We start from the raw sequence: 15,247 nt of genomic DNA on the forward strand, positions 1-15,247 counted from the left end.
GAGGTTCAATATAAAAGATATAGCATCCTTGATAAAAAGTCGTCAAATGCGTGGATCATCGTTTTTTCAGCACTAAATAACTATAAGGCTGAAGTGTAATCTGTGAAGATAATGTAGTCGTTCCCCCTGACATACCATCAATCCATGTAGTATTTTGCAATGGTGCAGGAATATTGAAAGGCACTGAATTATTTCTCGTATTAACTAATACCAATACATCGTCTGTACCCGAAACTTTTTCAAATGCAGCAACATTTGTATCATTATATTGCGTTAGGGAACCTGTTTTTACCGCCTCATGTGCCGCCCTGAAAGCCAGTATTTTTTTATAGGCGGCCACCATATCGGGATTAGCGGTGTAATCAACCGGTACGGTGTTGAAAAAGTTGATTGCGTTTGGATACCCCACCTCCTGGCTGCTGTAAATTAAAGGGACTCCGCCCATATATGATGCAAGGACAAATGCTGCCAGTGCCCCCTGCTTACCGCCATATTCAGTGATGGTACTTCCGTCTGACGACGCATTATCATGATTGGTTATATAGCGCAACTTGATCCCGGGTGATGGCAATGATGCTAACTCGGCGGCGTTGGTTGTAAACAAATTACCTGCCTGCCCACCGGCGAATACACTTTTTATGGTACTATAAAAATTAAATGCGTAACCCAACTGGAAACCGTCTGTTATCTCGGAACCATTGGTGCCCTCTGCCAGATAAATCAGCTTATGTGTTGTAATTTTCTTCAATTCACCAATAGCCTGTGTCCAAAAATCGGAAGGTGCATTATCGGCAAAATCACAACGAAACCCATCCACATTGGCCGTATATACCCAATATTTCATGGCTTTGATCATAGCATCACGCATATCCGCACTATTAAAATTAAGAGCCGCCACATCAGAATATGTTGAAAGTTGTTTGATGTTGCCGTTAGCATCCTGCTGGTACCATGACGGGTGCTGTGTTATCCAGGCGTTATCCCATGATGTATCGTTTGCTTCCCAATCTAAAATCACCGCCATCCCGAGCGTGTGTGCACGCGCAACCAGCGAACGCAGGTCATCTAACGATCCGAACTCCGGGTTTACACCTTCATAATCTTTTACAGCATAAGGAGAGCCGCTTGCTTTAACTACGCCGATAGGATAAGTAGGCATTAGCCAGATTACGTTTACGCCTAAGGCTTTTATGGAATCAAGTCTCGCTTTAACACCGTCAAAGTTTGCAGGTGCATAAGTTTTGATATTCACCTCGTACATTACAATATCCTTGGTTGCAGGCACACTGCCGAAAGGTGTACCATATTGCACAGGATCAGTATTAGTATCTGTTACCGGCGGTGGCACTACCGGGGTATCTGTTTTAGATTTGCCACATCCGGCAATGGTAGCGCCGGACAATACCGCGATGAGTAGCACACGGTACAATTTAAATTTGCTTCTGAACCTCATTCTGCTTTCTCCTCTTCTGATTAATAATTTAATTGTATGCTGCCGCTATCATTTTTGATAACGACTGACTTTACCTGACATCCAGGTGTTTCTCTCCCGCCGATGTAATTGAACTGCCCGTCGAGCAGTTTGATGCGGCTGCTTCCCGACCGGATATCCGTAACCTGGTCAAATCCATGCAGGATCAGCATAATATGATTAAAATGGGATGCCCGTTTTCCCTCGGCAACAACAAATGTGATAGACCTTTTTTTAGGATTGAAGGTTATGGTTCGTTTGTAAAACCCGCCATGCTGATAGTCAAAGCTCTTTCCATCATCTTCATAATAAGTAAAACTATTGGAGGTATCGCCGTTATAAACATGTACTGTAAGCGTATCCGTTGGCTGCTCAGCTGTAGACTGAACAAGAGATTGCATTGGAATAATACTTCCCCCTTTAACAAAAACAGGCAATTTGTCGTTGCTTAACGGTATTATTTTTTCCTGCTTGCCGGCTTCCTTCACCCCTGAATACAGATCATACCAGGTACCTTCCGGTAAATAAACTTTACCGTAATCTTTATTACCTTCAAAAGGCGCAACCATAAAGGCATCGCCGAATTGATACTGGTTTTGAAAATCCACGGACATGATTTTCGGATCAAAGGTGTAGTCAATCGCTAAAGAACGCATTACAGGTAAACCATTTTGAGTTGCTTCATAGAAAGTAGAATATAAATAAGGTATCAGTTTGTAACGCAGTCCAATGTAATTCTGCGCAACCTGTAATACATCCTTTCCAAACGTCCAGGGTTCGGATGGCCGGCTATCGCTTGCACTGTGATTCCTGAAGTAAGGAATGAAAGCTCCAAGTGTTATCCATTTAGTGTACAGCGCAGTTGATGGTGTACCCGTAAATCCGCCTACGTCCATGCCGCTGAAGGGCACGCCGCTTAAACCAAGACTCGTCATCAAACGCACACCCTGCAGCATATGGCTGTCTTCGGCACGATTATCGCCTGTCCATATAGCAGAGTAGCGCTGCAGACCCGCATAGCCGGACCGAGACAAAATAAACGGCCTTTCCTTCAAATGTTCAAGTGCGCCCTCATAACTTGAACGGACCATTTCCAGGCCAAAAACATTATGTGCTTCAAGGTGCGTGGTGGGCTTTCCATCATAATCAAACAAAATATTATCCGGTGCCTTTTGCCCCCAGGTCGAGAACTCGTTCATATCGTTCCATATGCCGCTTACCCCTGATCTGGCAAAAAAATCAACCTGTGTATGCCACCAATCGCGCCCCCTGATGCTGGTAAAATCAGGGAAATTGCACCATCCAGGCCATACCTCACCTGTATAAGGTTGTCCGTCGGGATATTTGATATAAACATCCTTGCTAAGGCCATCTTCATAAGCCGGTGCCCCTTTTTCTACCTTAATACCAGGATCTACAATTACTGTAGTCCGGAACCCCAGCTTTTGAAGCTCGGCATTCATGCCAGCAGGGTTTGGAAAACGCTCGTTATTCCAGGTAAATAACTGATACCGATCCATGTAATGAATATCGAGCGTAATACCATCAGCGGGTATGTGGTTTTCACGCAGGGTATGGGCAATCCGCATAACTTCGGCTTCCGGGTAATAGCTATACCTGTTTTGCTGGTACCCCAGCGACCACATGGGTGGCAATGGCATCCGGCCGGTTAAATAAGTGTATGAAGTCATAATATCGGCTGCGCGTTTGTGATAAATGAAATAGTAGTTCATTTCGCCGCCCCGGGCACCAAACGAAGAAAACCTGTTATTGCTGGCGCCAAAGTTAAAATCGCTCTGGTAGGTATTATCCAGGAAAACACCGTAATTTAAGTTATGATGAATACCAATATAAAATGGGATTGTACTGTAAATGGGGTCCTGTGATATGCTGTATGCATACGTATCCGAATTCCAGTTGGTATACCCGTTACCTTTCCTGTCGAGATTACCTGTTTTTTCGCCCAGGCCGATAAAATGCTCACCATCCTGCATTTTTTTATAAGTAGTAACCGTTTGCCCTATCCACGAAGTAGTTAAACCTTTTTCGTCTTCGCTGATCAGTTGACCATCGGGAGTGTAAAACGCAATGGCATAAGGTTGCTTGGTGACAATTACCTTAAGTGAATCGGTTTTTATGGTAACCGTCTGGCTATCCTGGGTAATACTGGTCATTGTTTTTTCCGGAACTCCCACAACAGCATAGGAAAAATCCCTGCCCAACTCTTGTTTATCTAATCTTACGCGGATAACAGACGGGCTGTATACCGTCACTTTCCCATAAGCATTGTTAGTTTTAAAAACTATATCCTGCTCCCCTATGGTTACCTTTTCCAGGTCACCAACAGGCAACACCGGCGATTGCGCCATTACAGTTGCCCGGTTAAAAAGAAAAGCAAGCGCAAAAATTATCTTAGTAAATCTCATTGATTTCATAATTTCAATTGCAAGAGCCATTTTAAATAATGGTTGTACAGAATTATTGATAAAACGAGGCAGCACTTGCGCGCTGCCTCGTTAATAAATTAGTTTTTCTTAAGCGTAAAGTTGTAATTATTGGGATCGTGAAGGTCCAGCGTTATCGTATAATTACCGCTTGATGGTACACTCAGGTTACCAAGTGAGCCATTATAAGGGTATGCAGGGTTATCAGCATATGCTAATTTGCCGTTTGCATCTACACCAAAATCAATGCTCCAGGCATTATTAGCCCTAAATTTGAACGAACCGGAAGCAACCATATTACAAGTTACCGACCAAACCTGCTTAGCAGGATCGTATGACATTTGTGTGTCACTGTTCCAGCCACCCGGGGTGGCGTCACCTATAATTCCCCAGGTAGTAAGGGTATAGTTCCAGGTTAGGGTAACCGGGTTACATACCAGCTCATAATAACCGGGCCCTGGTAAGGTCATTCCAGCGGCATTGCCGTCGGTGGTTAAAGTGCCGTTACCCGCATCACCATAGTTGGTGTGGTTCCAGTCCTGGGCATTTGTAAATTTAAACTGGTGAGTGCCACCCGTAGGTTGGTAAATATAACCTTCGTAAATGTTGGTCTGTTCTGCCGCTACCGTAGGTGCGGTTCCCGGCGACCAACCCTGGTAATCACCTGGAATCCACAACACAGGCCAGCCATGCGAAAACACTACAGCAGGTTTCCAGGGCCTTACCGATACGGTTACCCCGTGCGTATATGTCGCACGGTCCTGATAAGCCTGCACCCTGAATACTATATTCGCCGTATCATTGGCTGCAATACCAACGGCAAGCGCGAGTGTATTCAAATCGGCGCCTTTAAAAGATTTTGTCAAGACATCATTACCGACTAAAATAGATGTAGCATTGGCCCATGCGCCTGAGCCAACAGTATCTGCGGGCTTGTCAACTTGTAAAGTATAGGTCACGTGTGCTTTTACCGGGTATACTACAGCAGGCCACTTCAAGGTTAATACAGCCGGAGTTGAATCTGTAGCTGCTGATAATATCACTTTATTTGCTGAGGCGTTAATGGCTGACGTAAAAGCAACGGGCGCCAATGTAGTGAGTTGAGCATCTTTATGACACCCCAGGGCCATACAGGATATAGCCATCAATATTAAATAAGTTAATCTTTTCATCGTGATCATTAGTTAGGATAGCCCGGGTTCTGTTTTAATGTTGTATTTGCGTTGAGCGCGGCAGTAGGAATAGGGAACAACTGCATATAGGAAGGCGAAGCCGGAACTATATTGGGCGCTGCGCCGTGAGATTGCAAAAAGGTGCCGAACCTGATCATATCCTGCCTGCGATGGCCTTCCATATTCAGCTCAAATCCCCTTTCGTCATAAATATTCTGAAGCGTTGGGGCAGCTATATCGCTCAAACCGGCCCGGTTCCGAACCTGGTTCAAAAACGGAGCGGCGGCTGCTACATTCCCCAGGCGAACGTTACATTCTGCCTGCATAAGTAATACATCGGCAAATCTGTAAACCGGAAAATCGTTTGATTCGCCACTGGCATCGGCGGGTGGTACCGGGAAAAACTTAACGTCCCTGATACCTTCATTTGGGGCCGCCCCCGGATCTATCAATGATGAAACTGTTTCTGTATAAGTAACCCCTCCCGCCTGCGGACCAACCAGGAATTGTTTTCTGCGGATATCTGAAGCATTATACTTATCATAAAAATCCCCCGGAATAATTGTACCATTCCAGCCATTGAAACCAATAAGCGCAGTACCGTTAGCACTGTTTAAGCTCCTGATAGTATAAATATTTCCGCTGACAACATTTTCGGTGATGTACAACGCAAATATGGTTTCATCATTAGGGCATACATTACCGAAAAGATCATAGTAAGTATTTCCCAGCGGGCTGCCGGCATTTGCTGTTGCCGGGTGCAGGGTAAAGCCACCCGACGCAACTTTATTACAGGCAGCAAGACAGGCCTCCCATTGAGGGGTACCGGTATATACGCCGGCGTTTAAATATACCTTAGCCAGTGCCATGTAACCGGCCCACTTGTTAAACCTGCCATAGTAAGCGCCGCCACGCGTTTCGGAAAGCTGATCAACATTGGTTTTCAGCTCGTTCACAACGAAATTATAGATCGTTAACCGTGGCGTTTGTGTTATTTTTGATAGATTGGTGTTATTGTCTGTATAAAAAGGGACGTCGCCAAAATCATCTATCAGCAAATAATATAGCCATGCACGCATCACCCTGGCCTCGGCAATTTTAGCAGGATCTGCCTTCGCCGAAGTAAGTTGCGCCACAGCTAAGTTGGCGCTGTAAATACATGAATATGCCCAATTCCAGGTATTATTGATGATACCAAGTGTAGGCAACTCGGTATGCGTATAAAGTTGCGCAAAATCAAGCTGCCAGTCGCCCGTATTGCGGTGAGGGATTACCTGCTCATCAGAGGAAAAGCTGTTAAGGTCATACCAGCAATTATCCCTCCCGGCATAGTTACTGCCCCATGAACCGGTAATTTTTGCGTAAACGTTTGCAAGCGCGTCATCAGCACCGGCCGGTGTAGAATAAAACTCCGATGCCGGATATTTATCATATACATTTTCATTAACCTTGGTACAGCTTTGTGCTGTAAGGCCAATAATGAAAATACTCATTAATATTTTTTTCATGATCTGTCCTGATTATTTTAGAATTACATTTAAACCCAGCGAAAAAGTCCTTGTGCGCGGATAGATACCGTAGTCGCCGCCTGATGAGCTGCCTCCACTTGCGTCAACTTCAGGGTCGAGACCCGAATATTTGGTTGTTAATGTCAAGTTTTGTCCCGTTACAGACACACGCAAAGCATTTATAAACTTCACATTGGTGACATTGAAACGGTAACCTACCGACAGGTTTTCCCATCTTAAAAAGTTTCCGCTTTCAAGCCATTCATCAGAGCCAAATGGAGAAGAATGTATTCCGGTTGGAATGGCACTGGTTAGTAAGTTTTGCTTGCCCAGATTTTCGAGCATGCTTAAATTCCGGCGAAGCCCGTTGTAAATCTTGTTACCACCAGAGCCGCGCCAAACCATTGACATATCAAAGTTTTTAAAGGTAAAAGTCGGCGTAAATGCATAGGTGTATTTAGGTAAAGATTGCCCTTCCTCATACCTGTACTTACTTTGCGGCCCTTGGTCTACATTTCCGCTGGCATCCTGGCCAACTACCGTTTCAACACCCTGCGCGTTAACACCGCTGTGTTTAAGTATGAGATAAGTGCCTATCGGTTTACCTACTACGAGGTAGGCATTTGATCCCCAGGCCACATAATTCGTAGGGATATCATAGCCTTCTATGTTCCCGCCAAGGCTTAGCACTTTGCTTTGCAAATATGATCCGTTACCCGCAAGGGTTAAGGTCATTTTATCGGTATGGATCACCTTATAATTCAACGAAAGCTCAATACCTCGTTTTTGCAGACTACCTACATTCGCCAGTATATTGGTGGTTAAAAAAGGACCTTCAAGGGGAACTGTATAGTTAAACAACAAGTTGTCGGTCCTGGCTGTGTACACGTCGACGGTACCGGTAAGCAGGTCATTAAACAGGCCAAAATCCAAACCTGCATTTGCCTGCTTTATAGTTTCCCATCTTAAATTAGGGTTGGCATTTTGAGTTGCTGCGTAGTTAGGAATAGTAGTACCGCCAAAAAACACTGTACCTGCCTGCCCTACCAATGCTATTGAATTTTGCGGACCAATACCCTGCTGGTTTCCGGTAATACCGTAACCAACACGCAGTTTAAGATTACTGAACAAGTGCTGGTTCTTCATGAAACCCTCCTCCAGAACACGCCATGCAAAAGAGGCAGAAGGGAAATTGGCCCATTTATTATTTACGCCAAACACCGTTGAACCATCGCGCCTGAAACTTGCTGTCAACAGGTACTTATTGGCAAATGAATAATTTAAACGGCCCAAAAAGGATATTAGCCGGCGATCATTTTTATAGGAAGAAATATCCCCCTGCAAAACCTTGGAAATATCTCCAAGCTGCAGCGCATTATAAGAAGCCAGATCGTTAACAAAGCCCCGGCCCTGTACAAAACTGCCATTATAGGTTTGAGCTTGCCACTCATATACCGCGGTGGCATCCACATGATTTTTACCAAAATCATGCTTATAACTTAAATTAATATCCATTAATTTTTCGTCATTGTGCCAGTTGCTGATATTACCTATCCCGCTATTATCTATCGCTGTTTGAACGGTTGATACCGATGGCAAATAATAACCTGTATTCCCGTCAACCTTTCTCCAGCTGCCAAACCAGCCTGCCGAAAGTCCCTTATAGATATCCAGATTGGCCATCAGGCTACCAAACAGATTATTGCTTTTAACATCATTCCTTACAGTCTGATTTACAGCATACGGATTGGTGTATTGAAAGACGTTGGCATCCCTGAAGTAGTTCCCGTCGGTATTAAATACGGGGTCGGTTGGCCGGGCAATATCGGCCTGCGTAATCAGGTTAGAGCTAAAAGCAGCATTACCAATGCCATTAGGCTCATACGCAGCTTCGTTAATTCCGTTGTTAACGTTCATAGTAAGTGTAAGCTTATCATCCAGCGCCTTTTGGGTTGCGGTAATCCTGGCTATATAGTTTTTATAATTTGAATTGGCAACGATACCGGTTTGATCAATGGCTGTTACTGAAGCACGGTAATTGAACTCGTTGGCACCTCCGCCAAAAGCTACGTTATGGTTTTGTGTTACGCCGTTGCGCGTAAGCAGGTTAAACCAATCTGTATTTGATCCATGGTTTGCAGATACATCTACACCCAAGGTATTGGCTTCCTGCGTCCACTGAGCAGCGTTTAATACCTGGAGCTTCTTGGGAATTACATCCACAGAAGCATTTTCGTTGAACTCCACAGCTGTTTTCCCCGTGCCGGACTTTTTTGTAGTAATAATTATTACGCCGGGCGCTCCGCGCGAGCCATATATCGCAGTAGCAGAAGCATCCTTTAAAATGTCAACCGATGCTATCTCGGTTGGTGGTACCTGGTTAAGCAGGTCCATGTTGCCCTGAATACCGTCAACCACTACCAGCGGATCATTTCCGCCCTGGAGCGATGTGATGCCACGGATCCGTACAGTCGGAGCAACTCCCGGTTCGCTGCCGACCTGAACGATGTTCACACCGGCCGCCTTACCGGTCATTTGCTGCAGTGGGTTAGTCACGGTACCTGGGGTAAGGTCTTTAGCGCCGATAGTTGAAACAGCACCGGTGAGGTCCTTCTTTTTGGTTGTTCCATACCCCACAACCACCACCTCCGATAAAGTTTTTTGGTTAGGCACCAATTGAAGGGTTACGGTTTCCCCGGCATTAATTGTTTTTTCCAGCGGATCGTATCCAACATAGCTCACCACGACAATAGCAGCCGACCCACCCGCGGAAATTTTAAACAGCCCTTTGGCATCGGTGACCGTAGATTGGCTTATTCCTTTAACATGAACGGTTGCGCCCGGTACGGGCTGATTGGTTTCATCAATTACACGACCTGCTATTGTGCCGGATTGGGCCATTGCCCAGTTACACAAACAGACAAGAAACAGCATAAGATTACACCTCAGAAAGTAAATCTTTTTCATTAAATTACTGGTTTAAATTGGGTTTAATTTCGTATCGGGACTTGCTGCCAAATACGATTCAAAGGAAATGAGCCTAAGCGCGAAAGACAATAGCCGGAGAGGCCGATATAGAAAATATAAAGATTTTAAAAATACAAAACCCTAACTAAAAGATAGTTACAACACAAGCACAGTACGCTAATATAGATTTCAATTTTGAAAGAAATAACTTTAAACCGCTTCGATGGCCATGATGTGCTCTTCGAATTCGTCGTTAGGAACAAATGATTTATTCTTGATACGGTTTTTATAGGAATAAATGGTATTTACTGAATATCCCAGTAGTTTGGCAATACGGTCGTTATCATGGATCCCCATCCTAATCAGGGCAAAAATACGATGCTCTGTACCGAGCAACTGGCCATCGGCAATTGCAATTTCTTCACCATTATTAAACAGTGCATTGAATTTACTGATGAAGTCGGGAAAAAGCCTCAAAAAAACGTTGTCGAAAGTATGAAACAGCTGTTGTCTTTCTTTTTCCAGGTTAAGATTCCTGACTGCTGTCAGAGCATCCTCATACCGCTTACTGATGAGTTTTTTATCTAATGATTTTTGAAAGCTTTCGAGTTTTTCAATATAGATAGAGTTGATATTAAAATAATAGCCGATGTACTCGTTCTTGATTTTGTTGGCAGTACTTAAATTAACATTTAATTCTTCCAGCACTTTATTGTTTTCCTGTAAGGCTACGTTAGCTGCTTTGATAATATTATCTGCAATACGTAGTTTCTCAAGCTGTTTAAATACGATTACAGCAAATGCCACTACGACAATAACCAAAAGTGTTATAATAGCCGCGTAAGTAGTGAGTAGTTTCTTTTGATGTTCTATTTGGTTGATATGTTCAGCTTCAATGATTGGAAGAATACTGCTGATCTTTACTTGTCGTTGCAATGCGCCGTAGAAAGTAGCTTCATCCATTGCCTGTTTGATATAAATGTAGGCATTGTTGATATCTCCTTTCTTGTATAATAGGTTAGCGAGGTTATAGCTGGCCACGGTTTCTTTTGTTGCGGATTGAACATCAGCAATAGCGGCTTTAATCAGTAATTGCATGGACAGCTCTTCCTGGCCTGTTACCTGGTAGATATAACTCAGGCAGCAGGCGTTAACCGCAAAATTATGGGGTGTGAGCCCGCGCAGCGCCAACAAACCGATATAAGTATTCCTGCAGTCATCATAACGCCCGAGCCTCAGGCTTTTTAATCCCTTTAATTCCAGATAGGCAGGAGATTCCGGAGCACTTAACGTAAGGGCTGAGTCAATACATCCAATCCCAATTGGGTTATATTTAGCGGTATAATCTGCGTTTCTATCGTAATCGGCCAGATCGAAGTAAGTCCGGGCCTTCAGGAAATAATACTCGGCTTTTACTTTTGCAGGAAACGCGTTTAAATCTATGGCATTTAATTCCTCAAGCGTCTCCTTAAACAATCCTGAAGAAAGAAGCGTAAAAGCCAGCTTCATTCTTGCAGAAGCGATCAGAAAAGGGTCGTTCAGCATATGAGATGTTACCTGAAGCTTTTTGGCATAATTATAAGCTGAATCATAACTAAAGGACTTATACTGCTCATAAAGAGAATCATATAAAGTATATTTTTCTCTTATCGATCGCGCACCTATCAATTGTCCGTTCAACTTTTCGATATCGCTATGCTTCTTACTTACATACATATTCTGATTAGCCAGTTCATTATTTAGCTTCTTCAGTAAGCTGTCAGTTGCCGGTTGCGCAATAAGCTGGTTAAAAAAGAAAATTGTACTGATCGTAAAAAAAAGCCTGATAAGTAGGTTCATCCGATATTGGTTCGCGTATATTTTGAAGGCTAAAAGTAACCATTTTTAGTTTTTATATGCGTAAACTGATGATTGTTAAATGAAAGGTTTTTGCTGACCGCTTATCAGCTGCAAGCCATCACAACCTTTCGGCATCATTAGCAGGATCAATTTTAAATGACCTTTTCCATTCAGGAAAATTTCATAATCATTTCATACTCCACATTGTTTGGCAATAGCTTTGAAAGCCGCGGGGAGGGTAATATCCGGATAAGGTGTTTACATCACGAGTATTAATGAGCTTGCCCATCGGGCGAAGCAGCTGACGTGTTATCAACTACTTGTATACCCATAATCCGGTTTATAAATTCATCTGGCCCAACGATAGCTTTTGATTTGATACGTATCTTATAAGTGTAAATGGTGTTCACCGTATATTCGAGTATTTTGGCTATGGTAGCATTATCACTGATACCAAGCCGAAGCAATGCGAATATCCTTAAATGTGGATTAAGCACTTCATCCTTTTTCGGCCATATCTGATCCTCGGGTCTCAAAAGCGCATTAAACAACGTAACAAAATCGGGAAACATCAGGAGAAAGACGCGGTCGAAGGTGCGGAAAAGATCGTCCCGTTCCTTTTTAATATCAACATTACCTAAAAGTTTCAGGACATCCCCGTATTTTTCACTCTTTATTTTCCGCTCCACATTCCGTTTTAGCTTTTCGAGCTTAATGATATACTCAGCGTATACATTAAAAAAGTAACCAATATAAACCTCCTTGATGCGGGCATCTTCGGCTAACCGCAGATTATTTTTTTCTAACTGTTTATTTTTATCAGCTATAATAACCTCTTTTACACGCAAGCGTTTAAGCTGAACAAAAACTATAAATGAGATTGAACTGATGATTACTATGGCCGTTAAGCTTGACAGCAGGTAGACCAGAAATTTGTTCTTCTCATTCTCGGCCAGCAATATCTTGTTAGCCGCGATATCCGCCAGTACCGAGGATATTTCGATTTTATGGAGTCGGGAACCGTAAAATTCGGCATTATTAAGCGCCTCCTGTATAAACAAATAGGCGTCCTTTACTTTCTTGCTTTTATACAACTCGCACCCTACCTTAAAAATAGCGTTGGTTTCCTTTGTAGAAGACCTAATATCGTTGATTGCCGCTATCAATAACAATTCCATACGCTTCTCACCCTGGTTATAATCGCCCAATGCAGATGCGATCATCGCTGTTTGGTGCGCTGTGAGCTTATGATGATATAACAGTAACTCATAATACTTATAGTTAGGAGTTTGCTGACCGGGTTTATCGGGTAACTCGGCCTTATACATCAACTGTTCAAAAGAGTCCCGTTCCGTTAATAAAATAGCCGTATCCAGATATTTTTGTGCAATTTCACGATAGCCCTTGCTGTAATATTTATCATTATTGTAATTGGCAAGATATACATAATAGGAACATTTAAGCCTGTAATAACATAACTTCGAATTTCGGCTTAAAGCTTTGGGGTCAACTTCATTGAGGCAATCCAACGTTTCCTTGAACATTCCTGAAGAAATCAGTATAATGCCTAATTTGATCTTACTGTCATATAGCTTCGGTACATCTTTCATGGCCAAGCTCAACTTAATTAGCTTTTGGGTATAAACATAGGCCGAATCATATTGGTAACTCCTGTATTCTTCAAACAACTGGCTATACAACCCGTACTGCTTTTGTAAATTTTGAGGTTGACATTCTCTTACCCGCTGCTGGAGTAACAGGATTCTTTTTTCCTTTTGATGGTCAAAATAGCCTTTGTTGGCCAGGGTATTTTTCAACTGCTCCATCAAGTGAGCATTGCCGTCCCGTCCGTATGTGACTACAGCCCAAAAAGTTAATAACAGCGTATAAAAGGTTTTCATTTCAGGTTTACGTTTTTTAGTACGAGTTTTATTTACAATGCCTTGTACAGACAAAGCCGGAATACAATATTCCGGCTCAATTTAATACAATCAGGAATTTATAAGGTTAGGTAACAGGTTTAATTATTAAACCAGCCACCTGATTATTCGCTGTCGCTAAACAGCCTCTTTTTGAAAATCCATAGGGGCTCTGTTGTGATAAAATTTATTAATAACCCGGGTTTTGTTTGAATTGTGGGTTAACATTCATGATATCCCTACCGATAGGAAATATCTCGGTGTGTTTGTCACCATCTGGTTTCTTATCCCACCAGGTTCCGGTATTAAATACCCCCCAACGGATCAGGTCGGTACGCCTCCGGTTTTCACCAAGGAATTCCCGGCCCCACTCGTCAAGCATTTCCTGGTCGGTAAGTTGACTGCCATCAGGTGCATAAAGACTTGGAGAGCCATCAGGATAATTACGACGCCTTACCTGATTCAGGTAGTTTGCAGCGCCGGCTTTGTCGCCAGCCCTGTAGCGGCATTCGGCCAGAGTATAGTAAATTTCCGAAAGACGAACCTCTGCATAAGCCGAGGTGATCCGGTTGGGATCTGGTGTTGGATAGATGGGGTACTTCACCATAAAAATACCCGAGTTGTGATCTGCATGGTTCATATCCGACTCTTTGTCAGCAATCTTAGTTCCAGGCTTCGCGCCAAGAAACATCCCTACCTGATCACGGATGTACAGGGGGTACGGACCTTTATTACCCTTCACAGTATCGGTACGACTTACCCCGTTTACCAAGTGTGTGTAAGGCAGATAACCGTATAAAAACATGCCTTCACGTGTACTGTTGCCCAGGTTTCTATACTTCTTTAAGCGCAGGTCATCAGGGTATTTATGAAATTTAACAAATGGTTTTCCTAACTGAAATGTATACTCAACGCTATCTATGTCATGTCCGGGCTGCAATGCATAGCGTGGGTTAGCCTGCCCGAAGTCGGTAAAACCACAATATAGCGGAGCCGCGTCATAAGTCATTCCCCAAAAAAACATCCCGCCATCATACTGCCAGTGTGTACGTGCTAATGAGCCGGGAAAACCATATATCACCTCCGAGTTTAATGTAGTATTGGTATAATCAAACGGGGCATCCCAACGCGTGTCCAGCTTGTAAGCACCATATTTACCGCTGATGATGTCACGGCAAACGGCCTCACATTCGGTGTATTTTTCTGTACCTATATAAACCCTGGCATTGAGGTAGAGCCTGGCCAGTAGGGATGCGGCCCCGGCCTTTGTCCATCGCCCTATACCTGTAGCTCCAAGTTGTTCCCGGGTAGGTAAGCCTTCAATTGCCACTTTCAGTTCAGATTCGATATAGTTAAACATTTCCTGCGGGGTAGACTGCGGGTTACCATGCGTAGCTGTTTTCACATCAGTAACAATCTCAATGTTACGGTAAAAATCAAAAGCCCGTAAATAAAACCAGGCCCGTAAGGTACGCAGTTCCGATTTAAAATCGGTCAACTCGGCGTCGGTAACACTGAGTTTTGCTGGATCTTTAATGCCCTCCATATCGGTAAGCGAGTTGGTTGCTAATACTATACCCTGGTAAAAATTAGTCCATGCGCCGCTGGTAAAACCATCTGTAATGGTCCAGGTATGGTAATGCATGCGTTGATAATAACCACCATCCTGCCAATCGCCCTGGCGGTTGTATGTACCTATTTCGTCTGTGCAATCTTCACCGGCAGCGTAAACGTCGTTACCCTGGATACTCCAATACGCATGTTCAAATGGTCGCAGAAAATCCCTTATCACGTCATCCCTCCTGCTCAGGAAACTCGCGGCGTCTACCTTATCGTAAACGTGCTCGTCTAATTTGGTACAGCTGCCGGTTAACATGGCCGACAGTAGAATACCGCTGATATATACTTTATATTTTTTCATGTCATT

General features: G+C 43.5%; 8 protein-coding genes. All 8 read right to left on the reverse strand.

What is annotated here, in order from left to right; genetic code table 11:
• Positions 1-55 precede the first annotated feature (55 nt).
• The gene (locus EAH55_RS25720) at positions 56-1,453 is read right to left on the reverse strand and encodes an alpha-amylase family glycosyl hydrolase (protein WP_121812173.1); all 1,398 of its coding nucleotides are present in this window, start codon (positions 1,451-1,453) and stop codon (positions 56-58) included.
• A gap of 20 nt (positions 1,454-1,473) precedes the next feature.
• Positions 1,474-3,897, reverse strand: coding sequence for a glycoside hydrolase family 31 protein (locus EAH55_RS25725; protein ID WP_121812454.1), 2,424 nt, complete (start codon positions 3,895-3,897; stop codon positions 1,474-1,476).
• Between the two features lie 98 nt (positions 3,898-3,995).
• Entirely contained in the window at positions 3,996-5,087 is a 1,092-nt protein-coding gene (locus EAH55_RS25730; RefSeq protein ID WP_162997047.1) for a SusE domain-containing protein, read from the reverse strand.
• Between the two features lie 8 nt (positions 5,088-5,095).
• Positions 5,096-6,595: a RagB/SusD family nutrient uptake outer membrane protein gene (locus EAH55_RS25735; RefSeq protein ID WP_121812175.1), complete on the reverse strand. Its 1,500-nt coding sequence runs from the start codon at positions 6,593-6,595 to the stop codon at positions 5,096-5,098.
• 12 nt (positions 6,596-6,607) lie between these two features.
• Entirely contained in the window at positions 6,608-9,562 is a 2,955-nt protein-coding gene (locus EAH55_RS25740; RefSeq protein WP_121812176.1) for a SusC/RagA family TonB-linked outer membrane protein, read from the reverse strand.
• Positions 9,563-9,772: 210 nt separating this feature from the next.
• The gene (locus tag EAH55_RS25745; protein WP_121812177.1) at positions 9,773-11,401 is read right to left on the reverse strand and encodes a DUF6377 domain-containing protein; all 1,629 of its coding nucleotides are present in this window, start codon (positions 11,399-11,401) and stop codon (positions 9,773-9,775) included.
• 272 nt (positions 11,402-11,673) lie between these two features.
• Complete coding sequence (locus tag EAH55_RS25750) at positions 11,674-13,302, reverse strand: DUF6377 domain-containing protein (protein ID WP_162997048.1); 1,629 nt, start codon at positions 13,300-13,302, stop codon at positions 11,674-11,676.
• A 208-nt stretch (positions 13,303-13,510) separates the two neighbouring features.
• On the reverse strand, positions 13,511-15,241 hold the full coding sequence (locus EAH55_RS25755) for a RagB/SusD family nutrient uptake outer membrane protein (protein ID WP_121812179.1): 1,731 nt from the start codon (positions 15,239-15,241) through the stop codon (positions 13,511-13,513).
• Positions 15,242-15,247: the final 6 nt, after the last annotated feature.

The sequence above is a fragment of the Mucilaginibacter kameinonensis genome, assembly GCF_003675385.1.
In the GTDB taxonomy this organism is placed as follows: Bacteria; Bacteroidota; Bacteroidia; order Sphingobacteriales; family Sphingobacteriaceae; genus Mucilaginibacter; species Mucilaginibacter kameinonensis.